The organism is Neobacillus sp. DFD-2R (assembly GCF_057747865.1).
Window position 1 is genome coordinate 144,288 of record NZ_CM173228.1, and the last position, 13,849, is coordinate 158,136.

General features: G+C 43.4%; 14 protein-coding genes. All 14 read left to right on the plus strand.

What is annotated here, in order from left to right; translation table 11 throughout:
• The first annotated feature begins 211 nt into the window (after nucleotides 1–211).
• The 14 genes from AC3ANV_RS00735 to AC3ANV_RS00800 all read left to right on the plus strand — a co-directional run bounded on the left by AC3ANV_RS00735 (nucleotide 212) and on the right by AC3ANV_RS00800 (nucleotide 13,778).
• A complete protein-coding gene (locus tag AC3ANV_RS00735) occupies nucleotides 212–2,443 on the plus strand; it encodes a S8 family serine peptidase (RefSeq protein WP_488311800.1) in 2,232 nt (743 codons plus the stop codon).
• Between the two features lie 349 nt (nucleotides 2,444–2,792).
• Nucleotides 2,793–3,014 (plus strand): AtpZ/AtpI family protein, encoded by a 222-nt coding sequence (locus tag AC3ANV_RS00740; RefSeq protein WP_488311801.1) that lies wholly within the window; start codon nucleotides 2,793–2,795, stop codon nucleotides 3,012–3,014.
• Between the two features lie 6 nt (nucleotides 3,015–3,020).
• Nucleotides 3,021–3,395: an ATP synthase subunit I gene (locus tag AC3ANV_RS00745; RefSeq protein ID WP_488311802.1), complete on the plus strand. Its 375-nt coding sequence runs from the start codon at nucleotides 3,021–3,023 to the stop codon at nucleotides 3,393–3,395.
• A 23-nt stretch (nucleotides 3,396–3,418) separates the two neighbouring features.
• Nucleotides 3,419–4,132, plus strand: coding sequence for a F0F1 ATP synthase subunit A (atpB, locus tag AC3ANV_RS00750; RefSeq protein WP_488311803.1), 714 nt, complete (start codon nucleotides 3,419–3,421; stop codon nucleotides 4,130–4,132).
• 63 nt (nucleotides 4,133–4,195) lie between these two features.
• Nucleotides 4,196–4,408 carry a F0F1 ATP synthase subunit C gene (gene atpE / locus AC3ANV_RS00755; protein ID WP_026572680.1) on the plus strand — a complete coding sequence of 71 codons (213 nt, stop codon included), beginning with the start codon at nucleotides 4,196–4,198 and terminating at the stop codon, nucleotides 4,406–4,408.
• A gap of 103 nt (nucleotides 4,409–4,511) precedes the next feature.
• A complete protein-coding gene (locus tag AC3ANV_RS00760; RefSeq protein ID WP_488311804.1) occupies nucleotides 4,512–5,036 on the plus strand; it encodes a F0F1 ATP synthase subunit B in 525 nt (174 codons plus the stop codon).
• Nucleotides 5,033–5,569, plus strand: a complete 537-nt coding sequence (locus tag AC3ANV_RS00765; RefSeq protein WP_488311805.1) for a F0F1 ATP synthase subunit delta — start codon at nucleotides 5,033–5,035, stop codon at nucleotides 5,567–5,569. Before AC3ANV_RS00760 ends, AC3ANV_RS00765 begins: the two co-directional genes overlap by 4 nt.
• A 24-nt stretch (nucleotides 5,570–5,593) precedes the next feature.
• Entirely contained in the window at nucleotides 5,594–7,102 is a 1,509-nt protein-coding gene (gene atpA, locus AC3ANV_RS00770) for a F0F1 ATP synthase subunit alpha (RefSeq protein ID WP_488311806.1), read from the plus strand.
• A gap of 82 nt (nucleotides 7,103–7,184) precedes the next feature.
• Complete coding sequence (gene atpG / locus AC3ANV_RS00775) at nucleotides 7,185–8,042, plus strand: ATP synthase F1 subunit gamma (protein ID WP_488311807.1); 858 nt, start codon at nucleotides 7,185–7,187, stop codon at nucleotides 8,040–8,042.
• 221 nt (nucleotides 8,043–8,263) lie between these two features.
• A complete protein-coding gene (atpD, locus tag AC3ANV_RS00780) occupies nucleotides 8,264–9,685 on the plus strand; it encodes a F0F1 ATP synthase subunit beta (RefSeq protein ID WP_488314358.1) in 1,422 nt (473 codons plus the stop codon).
• Between the two features lie 21 nt (nucleotides 9,686–9,706).
• Nucleotides 9,707–10,105, plus strand: a complete 399-nt coding sequence (locus AC3ANV_RS00785; RefSeq protein WP_488311808.1) for a F0F1 ATP synthase subunit epsilon — start codon at nucleotides 9,707–9,709, stop codon at nucleotides 10,103–10,105.
• Between the two features lie 317 nt (nucleotides 10,106–10,422).
• A complete protein-coding gene (locus tag AC3ANV_RS00790; protein WP_488311809.1) occupies nucleotides 10,423–11,700 on the plus strand; it encodes an ABC transporter substrate-binding protein in 1,278 nt (425 codons plus the stop codon).
• Nucleotides 11,701–11,979: 279 nt separating this feature from the next.
• Complete coding sequence (locus AC3ANV_RS00795) at nucleotides 11,980–12,855, plus strand: carbohydrate ABC transporter permease (protein WP_488311810.1); 876 nt, start codon at nucleotides 11,980–11,982, stop codon at nucleotides 12,853–12,855.
• A gap of 2 nt (nucleotides 12,856–12,857) precedes the next feature.
• The gene (locus AC3ANV_RS00800) at nucleotides 12,858–13,778 is read left to right on the plus strand and encodes a carbohydrate ABC transporter permease (protein ID WP_488311811.1); all 921 of its coding nucleotides are present in this window, start codon (nucleotides 12,858–12,860) and stop codon (nucleotides 13,776–13,778) included.
• The last annotated feature ends 71 nt before the right edge of the window (nucleotides 13,779–13,849 follow it).

The window sequence follows — 13,849 nt, forward strand, 5'->3', positions numbered from 1 at the left end:
GCCCGGCTTTCTTTGATTTGGGACGTGGATTCCGCCGATTTCATTGTTGATTCCGCGGATTTTAGAGAGAATTCAGCGAACTTTTGCTTGGATTCCGCCAAATACAGAATCAATTCCGCGCAAACCAATTTTCCAATCAATTCTTTTATCAATGCAGCGGTATACTTTCCCCACCGGATGAAAACGATATCCAAAAAGGGGAATTTACCACATGAAAAACCTAATCCTGCTACTATCGCTAATCCTGCTTATCCAAACACCAACCTATGCCAGGACGCTTACAACCCCGCCCATTCCAAAAGACGTTCAGGAAACAATTGCGATTGTTGTGCTCGAAAATCCGCAATCAGAGAAGGAAATCAGACAGCTTTTAGCACCCTATAAAGACATCCGGCTGCGACACATTTTTCAAGAGGCGATCTATGGCTTTTCGGTTAAAGGATCGCCGGACTCGATCGCTAAACTCGCGCTGCACCACAAACAAATTGTCAATATTTCTCCGGTTGCCGAGTATAAGGCTGAAACGGAGGAAGGGGTGAAAATTATTGGCGGGGAAGAGGTCCGCAAATTTTTCGATAAAAAGAATGAACGGCTGACAGGAAAAGGAGTTACCGTTGGGGTCATCGATACGGGGGTGGACTATACCCATCCTGACCTGAGACGGAACTATGCAGGCGGCCATGACCTGGTAGATGGTGATAATGACCCAATGGAAACACGCGCCATCGGTAAAGCAACACTGCACGGCACCCATGTGGCAGGGATTATTGCAGGCAACGGAAAAATCCAAGGTGTCGCCCCTGAAGCGAGGATTATTGCCTACCGTGCCCTCGGCCCCGGCGGCGGCGGCACCACGGAGCAGGTGCTTGCGGCGATTGAACAGGCGATTAAAGATAAGGTGGATATCGTCAATCTCTCGCTTGGAAATGATATTAACGGACCCGACCTGCCTATTAGCCTTGCATTGAACCGCGCGGTCGACAAAGGCATCACGGCCGTGGCGGCATCGGGCAATTCCGGGCCGAATGTGTGGACGGTCGGTTCACCGGGCACAGCCGCGAAGGCCATCTCTGTCGGGGCCTCGACCCCGACCATGGAAATCCCCTATTTATTAATAGAAGGAATGCAGGATAAATTTCGGATTCAACCGATGGAAGGGTCGGAAAAGTGGACGCTGGACCGCTCCATTGAAATGGTGGATGGCGGCATCGGAAAGAAAGAGGAATTGAAAAATGTTCTGGGTAAAATGGTGCTTATCAAGCGGGGCCGCTTAACGTTTACCGCGAAGGCGAAAAATGCCATCGAAGCGGGGGCAAAGGCGGTCATTATCTACAATAATATGAGTGGAAGCTTCATCGGGAATCTGGAAACGCCGAGCACCATACCGGTCGGTTCACTCTCTAAGCGTGACGGAGATAGGATAACAAAGGAATTGAAAAATAAAAGCCTCTCGACCAGATTATCTGTAATAGAAGAAAAAGATCGTCTCGCTGAGTTTAGTTCACGGGGTCCTGTGACGGGAACGTGGGAAATCAAGCCGGACATTGTCGCGCCGGGAGTGGCTATCAATTCGACGGTCCCGGGAGGATATCTTTCGCTGCAGGGAACAAGCATGGCGGCACCGCATGTTGCCGGGGCCTGCGCGTTAATTAAACAGGCCCATCCCGATTGGACGCCGGCACAAATCAAGGCAGCGCTGATGAATACCGCGAAGCCGCTGGTGAAATACACCGGAGCATCGGGGCAAGTTCCGATTTATTATCGCACCTATGAACAAGGGGCGGGCAGAATCCAGGTGGACGATGCCGTCAAAGCGGAATCCCTTGTTACGCCGAGCTCGATTAAGTTTGGAAAATTTGCCTTCGGCGATCAGCGGGCTGTGCACAAGGCTAATTTGCATGTTGATAATGTGTCTAACCAAACGATCAGGTATTCGTTTGATGTTCCTGAGCATGTGGACGGGCTTGAGTGGAGGTTCCCGCTGATGTTTACATTAGCGCCAAAACAATCCCGTGATATTACCGTTGAGCTCACAGTCGAGCCTTCGGTTTTTAAAGGGAAAATTCAGGACGGTTTTCTTAGCTTGCATGCGGGCGCTAACTCCATCCGCATCCCTTACATTTATGTGCTTGAGGAGCCGAATTACCCGCGGGTAATGGGCTTTGATTTTGGTGAAGGGGATAAGCAGGGCCATTACCGTTATGAGGTCTATTTGCCGGGCGGTGCCGAGGAATTTGGAATTGCCTTGTTTAACCCGGAGGATTACCGCTTTGTCGGGTTTTTAGATACAGGGCGGAATTGGAAGAAAGGATTAATTAAAAAAGATATCCCTGTCGAGCAGATCCCTGCAGAAGGGACCTATTTGGCTAAAGTGTTTGCCAAAAAAGCCAATCAGGAGGATTTTATTGAGACGATGATTACAATCGGGAAAAAGGTGGAGTAAAACGGGGCGGCAATGGCCACCCTTTTTCCATTTTTAGCTAGGGTAGAATCGTCCTCTTAAGGTCTGACCTTTTCGGGTGAAAACCCTTTTATATTTAGTGTGATAATGCGGGCGGTGAGGTGAAATAGGCAGTGCAAAAATTGCCTAAAAATGGTATGGAAATATAATGAGAAAACTGGGAATAGTTTGTGGAATATTTCACGTAAATGCATTGACATTGACATGTGCCTATTGTATGCTAACAAAGGGTGTAAAATGGTAGGGTTTTCAAGGATATCACTGTGTTAACCTACTATATTATTTACCTCTTACCCAGCGCTGATTCTCTTAATAGTGAGGATGCGATAATATGCGTAAAAACAACCGCCACCCATTTAAAGCTATGGCTTTGATGTCCGCAATTGTCTCCCAGTTAGTCGGTTCCATTCTTATAGGTATATTTTCAGGCAGATGGCTGGATCGACATTGGGGTACCGAGCCAATTTTCTTAATAATTGGGTTGCTAATCGGATTGGCAGCAGGAACTTATTCCATGCTTCTCTCAATCCGCCATTTCTATTCAGGAGATTAAACAACTATGCCGGAATTTAGAGTAATGTACAACAGGCAACGGAAATGGATCTTTTACTTGTTGTCAATTTATGTTCTTGGCTGGGGATTCACTTCTTACAAGACAATCTTTTTAGGCTTGATTCTCGGGACATGCTTTAGCTTCCTGAATCTATGGATGCTCGTAAGAAAGACAGAAAGCTTTGACAAAGCGATTGCCAAAGGGAAAAAGGTTCGATCACTCGGATCGCTCCAAAGGATGGCGACCGCAGCGATTGCCGTGATTATCGCATTAAGATACCCGCAATACTTTCAAATTATTTACCTTGTTTTGGGACTAATGACATCCTATATTGTCATTATGATAGATTATTTTTATCATGCATTGCATGTTCATAAATGAAATGGGAAGCGAGGTGAGTTTACATGCATCATGGAGCTCCTGAGGTGCAGATTTTAGGACTTTGGTTTAACTTAGCCAATGTATTGATGATTACGGTTGCGAGTGCAATTGTTTTTCTTATAGCCGTTCTTTCCACTCGCAAGCTTGCCATGAAACCTACAGGGATGCAAAACTTCTTTGAATGGGTAATGGACTTTGTGAAGGGGATCATCAATAGTACAATGGATTGGAAGGATGGAGGAAGATTTCACATCCTTGGAATCACAATTATTATGTATATTTTTGTATCCAATATGTTAGGTCTGCCATTTGCACTGGTGATTGACGAAAAGCTTTGGTGGAAATCACCGACAGCCGATCCTGTTATTACGTTAACATTAGCTGTAATGGTTGTAGGGCTTTCCCATTTCTATGGCGTAAAGCTAAAAGGATTCAAAGGATATGGAAAAGGATTCTTCAGTCCGATGGGATTCTTATTCCCGTTAAAAATTATTGAAGAGTTTGCCAATACACTGACTCTTGGTCTGCGGCTTTATGGTAACATTTACGCCGGTGAATTGCTTCTTTCGCTATTGGCGGGAGGATTGGCAACGTCAGGAATAGTTGGCACGATAGCAGCAGTGCCGCTAACACTTGTATGGCAAGGTTTCTCCGTTTTCGTTGGTACTATTCAAGCTTATATCTTTACCATGTTAACAATGGTTTATATGTCGCACAAAGTCGGCCATGACCATTAATATATTTATGCAACAAAAAATAAACAATGATTTATTCATACAATTTCAAGGAGGAACAAAAAAATGAATCTTATAGCAGCAGCAATTGCAATCGGTTTAGCAGCAGTAGGCGCAGGTATCGGTAACGGTCTTATCGTGGGACGTACAGTTGAAGGTATTGCCCGCCAGCCGGAAGCTCGTGGATTACTTCAAACAACAATGTTTATCGGGGTTGCGTTAGTTGAAGCATTACCGATCATCGGCGTTGTTATCGCGTTCATGGTTTTAGGACGATAAAATTAGCGAAAAATCGTAGTGGCGAAGAGGCGTGTCAAAAACCTTCGCCATTCATTTATGTCTTATCGACGCTTAAGCGACTTCTGAAAGGAGTGAAATCCGAGTGTTTACAAGCAGTTTAGTTTTGGGTGCAGTAGAGAAAGCCCATTTTAATACTGGAGATGTAATTTTCCAGCTTTTAATGTTTATCATATTGTTAGCTTTGCTTAAAAAGTTTGCATGGGGTCCGTTAATGGGCATCATGAAACAACGTGAAGAGCATATTGTCAGTGAAATTAATGCGGCGGAACAAAGCCGTTTAGAAGCTAAAAAGATTTTAGAAGAACAAAGAAGTCTTTTAAAAGAAGCTCGTACAGACGCTCAAGGCTTAATTGAAAGTGCCAAGAAACAAGGCGATGTGCAGCGTGAAGAAATTATTTCAACAGCCCGTGCAGAAGCTGAACGCATTAAAGAAGCAGCTAAATTAGAGATTGAGCAACAAAAAGAAAAAGCGGTTGCCGCTATTCGCGAACAGGTTGCATCATTATCAGTCCTAATTGCCTCAAAGGTTATCGAAAAAGAATTGAGTGCAGCTGATCAAGCCCAGCTTATTAACGAATATATCCAAGAGGCAGGAGAAAAGCGATGAGCAACTCCATGGTAGCAAAACGCTACGCGTTGGCTCTTTTTCAGATTGCGAAAGAACAACAGCTTCTTGGTACAGTGGAAGAAGAACTTCGTGTAGTAAAGGAAGTTTTACTATACAATACCGATTTAAAAGCTGTTTTAAAGTCTACGAAGCTTACAAATGAAAAAAAGAAAGAGATTTTAAAAGAAGCTTTTGCATCTTTAAATGTATATGTTCTTAATACATTGATGATTTTGATTGACCGCCACCGTGATGACCAAATAGTAGAAGTGGCAAACCAATTTATTGAACTTGCTAATGAGGAAATGGGAATTGCTGAAGCAAAAGTGTACAGCATCCGCCCGCTTTCAGATGCGGAACGTGAAGGATTATCCTCCGTATTTGCTGCAAAAATCGGCAAGAAATCACTAAAAATTGAAAATATCGTTGATTCCGATTTGCTCGGCGGCATTAAGCTCCGAATCGGAAACCGTATATATGACGGGTCCTTGCGCGGCAAGCTCGATCGTTTAGAACGTAAATTATTAAGCTAAGATTCGAAGATAGGGGTGAAACTCATGAGCATCAAAGCTGAAGAAATTAGTGCCCTGATTAAGAAGCAAATTGAAAACTATCAGGCAGAAATTCAAGTGACTGATGTAGGTACTGTTATCTCAGTCGGTGACGGTATCGCACGTGTTCATGGCCTCGACAATGTCATGGCCGGAGAACTGGTTGAATTTTCAAATGGCGTTATGGGTATGGCACAAAACCTTGAAGAAAATAACGTCGGTATCATTATTTTAGGACCTTTCACTGACATTCGTGAGGGGAACGAAGTACGCCGCACGGGCCGCATCATGGAGGTTCCGGTTGGTGAGGAACTAATCGGACGTGTCGTGAACTCATTAGGACAACCAATCGATGGTATGGGTCCAATCAATACAACAAAAACGCGCCCTATTGAAGCGGTTGCTTCAGGCGTTATGGCTCGTAAATCCGTTCATGAGCCGTTACAAACAGGTATTAAAGCGATTGACGCGCTTGTACCGGTCGGCCGCGGACAACGTGAGTTAATTATCGGTGACCGTCAAACAGGTAAAACATCTGTTGCGATCGATACAATCTTGAACCAAAAAGGTCAAAACATGATTTGTATCTATGTGGCCATCGGACAAAAAGAATCAACTGTACGCGGTGCGGTTGAAACACTTCGTAAGAATGGTGCATTAGAGTACTCAATCGTCGTTTCGGCATCTGCTTCACAACCGGCTCCAATGCTATTCTTAGCTCCATATGCCGGCGTTGCGATGGCTGAAGAATTTATGTATTCAGGCAAACACGTATTAATCGTATATGATGACCTATCTAAGCAAGCGGCTGCATACCGTGAGCTTTCCTTGTTACTTCGCCGTCCTCCGGGCCGTGAAGCCTATCCGGGGGATGTATTCTACTTGCACAGCCGTTTACTGGAACGTGCAGCGAAATTGAGCGATGCCCTAGGCGCCGGTTCTATCACGGCATTGCCATTTATCGAAACACAAGCAGGGGACGTATCTGCTTATATCCCGACAAACGTAATCTCCATCACAGATGGACAAATTTTCTTACAATCAGACCTATTCTTCTCCGGTGTTCGTCCGGCGATCAACGCAGGTCTTTCCGTTTCACGTGTAGGTGGTTCCGCGCAAATCAAAGCAATGAAAAAAGTTGCCGGTACATTAAGGCTTGACCTTGCTTCCTACCGTGAATTAGAAGCATTCGCGCAGTTCGGTTCTGACCTTGATAAAGCAACTCAGGCTAAGCTTGCACGCGGTGCACGTACAGTAGAAGTTCTTAAACAAGATCTTCACAAGCCGCTTTCTGTTGAAAAACAAGTAGCGATCCTTTATGCATTAACACGCGGATTCCTGGATGATATTCCGGTACATGATGTCCGTCGTTTTGAATCAGAATTCCATAATTGGTTAGACCACAACCGCAAAGAGTTGTTAGACCATATTACAAAAACGAAGGATCTTCCTTCTGATGACGATATGGCTTCTGCAATCAACGACTTCAAAAAGACGTTTGCAGTTTCCGAATAAATAGGGTCTGACATTTTGAACAGCGTGCAGCGCGAACATGCGCTCACGCTAGACATTCTTTGAATGAGGGTGGTGAGAACCTATGGCTTCATTACGCGATATAAAATCACGTATTAATTCGACGAAAAAGACGAGTCAGATCACAAAAGCGATGGAAATGACCTCTGCAGCAAAATGGAACCGTGGAGTTATGAATGCCAAAGCATTCGTACCTTACATGGAAAAAATCCAGGAAGTGACCGCAGCGATCGCGATCGGCAGCAAAGGTATTAACCATCCAATGCTTATCGCTCGTCCTGTTAAGAAAACCGGTTATATTGTCATTGCATCCGACCGCGGACTTGCCGGAGCGTTTAACAGTAACGTTTTGCGCCGTGTGTTTCAAACAATTCAAAACCGTCATAAATCGAATGATGAATTCGCCATTATTGCCATCGGTAGAGTGGCGCGTGACTTCTTTGTCAAACGCGGCATGAACGTAGCCCTTGAAATTATCGGCGTTTCCGACCAGCCGTCTTTCGCTGACATTAAAGATATCACCGGCAGTACCGTAGGCATGTTTTCTGATGGAACATTCGATGAACTATATATTTATTACAATCATTATGTAAGTGCGATTTCACAGGAGGTAACCGAGAAGAAGCTGCTTCCGTTATCGGACATCACTGCTTCCGGCAAACTTACATCCTATGAATTTGAACCATCTGCAGAAGAAATATTAGAAGTTCTCCTGCCGCAATACGCAGAAAGCCTAATTTACGGAGCCCTGTTGGACAGTAAAGCCAGCGAGCACGCCTCCCGTATGACGGCAATGAAAAACGCAACCGACAATGCGAAAGAATTGATTAACAACTATACCCTAATGTACAACCGTGCCCGTCAAGCATCTATTACCCAAGAAATAACGGAAATCGTCGGCGGTGCGGCAGCATTAGAATAGGAAAAGCGTAAGCGCCTTGATCAGGACCGAAGCGACTCGAGCCCCTAGGCGCTGAAGCTGGACAAATATTTTTGAAAAAATTGACCCCGTTGAGTGGGCTAGATAAGTAGGGATGAGGGAATGAATTTGTTCGTTCCCGACTCCTTTTTAATCACATGAGAACGGATGCGAGAGGTACTCTTGGTTCGTTTTTCAAAAGAGTAAGTTAGGAGGGAAAAATGATGAACAAAGGACGCGTTCTTCAGATTATGGGTCCGGTTGTTGACGTAAAGTTTGATAACGGCCAGCTGCCTGACATCTATAACGCTTTGAAAATCGTCAATAAAGCGCGTAATGAATCAGAAGTTGACATCAACTTAACCCTTGAAGTTGCACTTCATTTAGGTGATGATACTGTTCGTGCCATCGCGATGGCTTCCACTGATGGTTTGACTCGCGGATTGGAAGTTGAGGATACGGGTGCAGCGATTTCTGTACCGGTTGGGGATGTAACGCTTGGTCGTGTATTTAACGTATTAGGGGAAGTAATTGACCTTAACACGGAAATTCCCGCAAGTGCCCGCCGTGATTCAATTCACCGCGAAGCTCCAACGTTTGAAAATCTTTCTACTGAGGTAGAAATTCTTGAAACAGGTATTAAGGTAGTAGACCTTCTTGCCCCATATATCAAGGGTGGTAAAATCGGTCTTTTCGGTGGTGCGGGTGTAGGTAAAACCGTATTAATCCAAGAATTGATCAATAACATCGCGCAAGAGCACGGCGGTATTTCGGTATTCGCCGGTGTTGGTGAGCGTACACGTGAAGGTAATGACCTTTATCATGAAATGACGGATTCAGGCGTTATCAAGAAAACAGCGATGGTATTCGGACAAATGAACGAGCCGCCGGGCGCACGTATGCGTGTTGCTTTAACAGGTTTGACTATGGCTGAATATTTCCGTGATGAGCAAGGACAGGACGTTCTTTTCTTCATGGATAACATCTTCCGTTTCACACAAGCAGGTTCTGAGGTTTCCGCGCTACTTGGCCGTATGCCATCAGCGGTAGGTTACCAACCGACGCTTGCAACTGAAATGGGTAGATTACAGGAACGTATCACTTCTACTAATGTAGGTTCTGTTACTTCCATCCAAGCGATTTATGTACCGGCCGATGACTATACGGACCCGGCTCCGGCTACAACTTTCGCTCACTTAGATGCAACGACAAACCTTGAGCGTAAGCTTTCTGAAATGGGTATCTACCCTGCGGTGGATCCTCTTGCATCAACTTCCCGTGCATTGTCACCTGAAATTGTCGGCGAAGAGCACTATTCTGTAGCACGTAAAGTTCAACAAACCTTACAACGCTACCGTGAATTACAGGATATCATCGCGATCCTTGGTATGGACGAACTTTCTGATGAAGATAAGTTAATCGTACTTCGTGCGCGCCGTGTGCAATTCTATTTATCACAAAACTTCCACGTTGCTGAACAGTTTACCGGTCAGCCGGGCTCTTATGTGCCTGTTAAGGAAACAGTTAAAGGTTTCAAGGAAATTCTTGATGGTAAATATGACCATCTTCCGGAAGATGCATTCCGTCTTGTTGGACGTATCGAAGAAGTCGTTGAGGCTGCAAAACGTATGGGTGTAGAGGTTTAAAACCTGCCAGGAGGGTAAAAAATGAAGACGATTAAAGTCAGTGTTGTTACTCCCGATGGCCCGGTGTATGAATCAGATGTGGAAATGGTAAGTACGAAGGCTCAAAGTGGTGATCTGGGAATTTTGCCTGGTCATATTCCGTTGGTTGCTCCGCTTGTCATTGGCGCCGTTCGTTTGAAAAAGGATGGAAAAACTGAACATATCGCGGTAAGCGGCGGCTTTTTAGAGGTCCGTCCCGATCAGGTAACAGTTTTAGCCCAGACTGCTGAACTCGCATCGGATATTGATGTTGAGCGTGCCCTTAAAGCGAAAGAACGCGCTGAACAGCGCCTTCACCAGGAACACATCGACTTCAGACGTGCTGAGCTTGCCCTGCAACGTGCAATCAATCGCCTCGCCGTATCGGAAGGAAAAAGATAATAATTTATAAGTAAAACCCCTCTTGGCCTTTTTGGCCGGGAGGGGTTTTTTGTTGTTTCTTGAGGTGAGTTGTCTAAGAGGGAAAGGTAAGTTTTGGTATTACTATAAATTTTAATAAATAGTTTGAAAGTTCCCCCAATTTTGATATTGACGTTAAACGTTATAATATGTAATATTATCTTATAATACAACATCTAATACCTACTAGGGGAAAGAGAAAGGGGGAGTGCAGCAAAGGAAGCTACGAGATTTATATTAAAAATGTAAGCGTTTTAAATTAATTCCGGTATGAAAAAAACTAAATTGGGGGTATGTATATGAAACGTTGGCTTAATGTAGCAGTTGGAATCTTTTTGATAGTTTCATTAGTATTAGCCGGTTGTTCCTCACAGAGCACGGGTACAAAATCAGCAAATGGAAAGGTCACTCTTACATTCTTTTACCGTTGGCCAAATGAGCCATATCATTCTTATTTTAAAAGTGTAATTGCCGACTTTGAAAAGCAGCACCCTACTATTAAAATCAATGAAGTAACCGCGTTAAATGATGATTATAAACAAAAGGCGAATGTTCTTCTTGGAAGTCAAACTCCACCGGATATTTTCTTTAGCTGGGCAGGAGAATATGGCCAAAAGTTTATTCGAGATGGTGTGGCTTTAGATCTTACGAAATACTACGACGAGAACAAGGATTGGTCAGGCAAATTAATTGGATCACAGGTGAATTTCTTTAAAAAGGATGACAAAGTCTACGGAGTTCCGCTATTTACGGACAGTAAGGTATTCTTCTACAACAAGGATATTTTTGATAAGTTGGGCTTACAAGCTCCAGCTACATGGGACGAGTTTATTAAAGACCTTTCCGCAATTAAAAAGAGCGGAACGACGCCGCTAATGTTAGGAAATAAAGCATCTTGGGCAGCTGCTCACTATGTAACAGCATTGAATCAGCGAATGGTGCCGAAGGAAGTTTTAGATAAGGATTTAAGCTATCAGGGGGCACAGTTTACTGACCCGGGATATGTCGAAGCATTAAAGAAGCTAAATGAATTAAAAACGTACATGAATGATAATCCAAATGCGATAGCGCATGATGAAGCGAGAAACCTGTTCCTTGGCGGAAAAGCAGCGGTTACCTTCCTTGAAACACAAGAAATTACCTTCATGAAAGACGCAACCTTTAAATGGGGTACATTTAAAGTACCAACGATTGCAGGTGCGAAAGGTGACCAGGACGGTTTAATCGGTGCCCCTGAAGGATTTATGATTCATAGTAAAACCCAACATCCTAAAGAAGCCATGGAGTTCTTGGAGTTTATGACTTCTAAAGTAAATGGGGAGAAATTAATCAAGGATACCGGCTTAGCAAGTACAGTGGATGGAGCAGTGAATGCTAATACTGCAACGGATCACGAAGTAGAAGCAATGAATTTAATCAAGAGTGCAAATAATATGGCAATTTGGACTGACAGTGCGTTAGACAGCCGAATATTTAAGCCTTATGGCGATGGGGTTCAAGCGATGCTTGGCGGCAACATGACACCGGAACAAGTAATAAAAAATGTTCAGGATGCAGCGAAGCAAGTGAAACAATAATGGAAACTTGAAATCTATTAAAAATGTCGGTTTAAGGGAATTCTTGGTTCCCTTTAAACCGACATATTTTAAAGAATAAGAAAAGATAGGTTCTGGCTTTGAGAATTGTCCAGCTCCAGCGTCCAGCGACTAGTGTACTTCGCTCTTCTTCCTACGATAAGTCAACATCGAATCGCAAAAAACGCGATTCGTGTTTCCTTTATCTCAGTCGAAGCGCTCCAGTCCTGTCGTGCGCTAAACGGACGCTTCCGCTTTTCTTAATTGATGGGAGGGGTATAAATGCGCAGAACACGAATAATCCCGCTTTTTTACATGGCACCGGCCATTTTGATGCTTTCTTTATTTGTTTACTATCCATTAGTTCGAAATGTAATAAATGGTTTTTATGAATGGAATCCTTTTACTCTAGATAGAAAATTTGTGGCCTTAAATAATTATATACACCTCTTTAAAGATCCCGTCTTTTATACGGTGCTTAAGAACAATCTCCTTTACGCCGTGATCTCCGTTATCCTTCAGGTTGGGCTTGGATTAGTGATTGCAGCGATATTAGAAGATAAGATTTTCAGAAGATTTTCCACCTTCTTCCGGACAGCCTTTTTTATTCCTGTTCTTATTTCCATGACCGTAATTGGCATCCTCTTTAGCTTCATCTATAATCCGGAAGTTGGCTTGCTGAATAGTTTTCTGAAAGCAATCGGACTAGGGTCTTGGGCAAAAGGCTGGCTTGGGGATCCAAAAACTTCTATTTTTGCTGTTATCGCTGTTTCCCAATGGCAAAGTATTGGGTATACCGTCATGTTGTATGTGCTGGCAGTCCAAAAAATCCCGGGGGAATTATATGAAGCGGCTACCATCGACGGGGCGGGGAAAATCCGGACATTTTTCAAGATTACAGTTCCACAAGTAAAAGAAATGACCTTTGTGCTATTAATCTATACAGTGACAGGTTCATTCCTAGTGTTTAGTGAAGTATATGTATTAACTGCCGGTGGTCCAAGCAACTCATCACAAGTCTTTAGTACCTATCTGTACCAAAAAGCGTTTATTGACAATGAACCGGGATATGCTTCTGCGATTGCAAATGTGATTCTAGGTATTACACTAATCTTTTATTTCCTACAAAATAAGTTCGTAAAAACAGGGGAGGAGTAATTATGAAGCCGATTGAATCACAGGGAGATTCAGGATTGGTGAGTCCGGATGCAAAGATTGTAAAGTTAGCAAACTTAAACTTGAAATCTAAAAAAGAAAAACCCGGCTTCTCAATCGCCGTTAGGCTAATCTTTCTGTTTCTGCTCCTGTACTTTATTTCGATTGCCTATCCTTTATTTTGGATGATTGTCAATTCCTTTAAAAATACGGCAGCGATTTATAACGACACCTGGGGACTTCCGAAACAATGGCTCTTTTCCAATTATCAAGCGGCATGGGAGCAAGGTGTTTCAAGCTACTTCGTTAATAGTTTGATTATCACGATTGGTACGTGTATTCTGACAGTTTTGGTCAGTTCGTTATGTGCATATGGGTTGACTCGTTTCCAATTAAAAGGAGGTAAGTTCCTGCTCCTATTTGTCTCAGCGGGACTTATGTTTTCACCGCAAAGCAGTTTAATTCCTCTCTATGAATTAATTCAAAAGATGGGGCTTTTTGATACGTATTGGGCGCTGATTTTAACGTTTACTGCCTATCGAATTCCGTTAACGGTTCTGTTGATCCGCTCCTTTTTCTTATCGATTCCAAAAGAATTGGAAGAATCGGCCTATCTGGACGGAGCTACGAGTTTAAATGTATTTACGAAAATATTCCTGCCAATGAGCAAACCGATTTTGTTTACGGGTGTAATTTTAACTGCCTATTATTCATGGAATGAGTTTTTATTTTCAATGCTCTTCATCCAAACGGAAAAGGTAAAGCCGATTACTTCCGGTTTATTAGTCTTCAAAGATGCACTAAATACAAATTGGGGAGTCTTACTGGCCGGTTTGGTCATTTCCGCAATTCCGCTTATTGTTATCTTTATAATGATGCAGAAATATTTTGTTCGCGGTTTGGCTGAGGGCAGTGTAAAAGGGTAACCGTTGTTGGGGGATGCTTCCCCCTACCATTTTAAGATAAATAGAAATTCCTTGTTATTGACAAAAATGGG

Excerpts from the sequence above, each read along its gene's own strand:
- AC3ANV_RS00735 (WP_488311800.1), top strand. The coding sequence starts at position 212 with ATGAAAAACCTAATCCTGCTACTATCGCTAATCCTGCTTATCCAAACA.
- AC3ANV_RS00740 (WP_488311801.1), top strand. The coding sequence starts at position 2,793 with ATGCGTAAAAACAACCGCCACCCATTTAAAGCTATGGCTTTGATGTCC.
- AC3ANV_RS00745 (WP_488311802.1), top strand. The coding sequence starts at position 3,021 with ATGCCGGAATTTAGAGTAATGTACAACAGGCAACGGAAATGGATCTTT.
- atpB (WP_488311803.1), top strand. The coding sequence starts at position 3,419 with ATGCATCATGGAGCTCCTGAGGTGCAGATTTTAGGACTTTGGTTTAAC.
- atpE (WP_026572680.1), top strand. The coding sequence starts at position 4,196 with ATGAATCTTATAGCAGCAGCAATTGCAATCGGTTTAGCAGCAGTAGGC.
- AC3ANV_RS00765 (WP_488311805.1), top strand. The coding sequence starts at position 5,033 with ATGAGCAACTCCATGGTAGCAAAACGCTACGCGTTGGCTCTTTTTCAG.
- atpA (WP_488311806.1), top strand. The coding sequence starts at position 5,594 with ATGAGCATCAAAGCTGAAGAAATTAGTGCCCTGATTAAGAAGCAAATT.
- atpG (WP_488311807.1), top strand. The coding sequence starts at position 7,185 with ATGGCTTCATTACGCGATATAAAATCACGTATTAATTCGACGAAAAAG.
- atpD (WP_488314358.1), top strand. The coding sequence starts at position 8,264 with ATGAACAAAGGACGCGTTCTTCAGATTATGGGTCCGGTTGTTGACGTA.
- AC3ANV_RS00785 (WP_488311808.1), top strand. The coding sequence starts at position 9,707 with ATGAAGACGATTAAAGTCAGTGTTGTTACTCCCGATGGCCCGGTGTAT.
- AC3ANV_RS00790 (WP_488311809.1), top strand. The coding sequence starts at position 10,423 with ATGAAACGTTGGCTTAATGTAGCAGTTGGAATCTTTTTGATAGTTTCA.
- AC3ANV_RS00795 (WP_488311810.1), top strand. The coding sequence starts at position 11,980 with ATGCGCAGAACACGAATAATCCCGCTTTTTTACATGGCACCGGCCATT.
- AC3ANV_RS00800 (WP_488311811.1), top strand. The coding sequence starts at position 12,858 with ATGAAGCCGATTGAATCACAGGGAGATTCAGGATTGGTGAGTCCGGAT.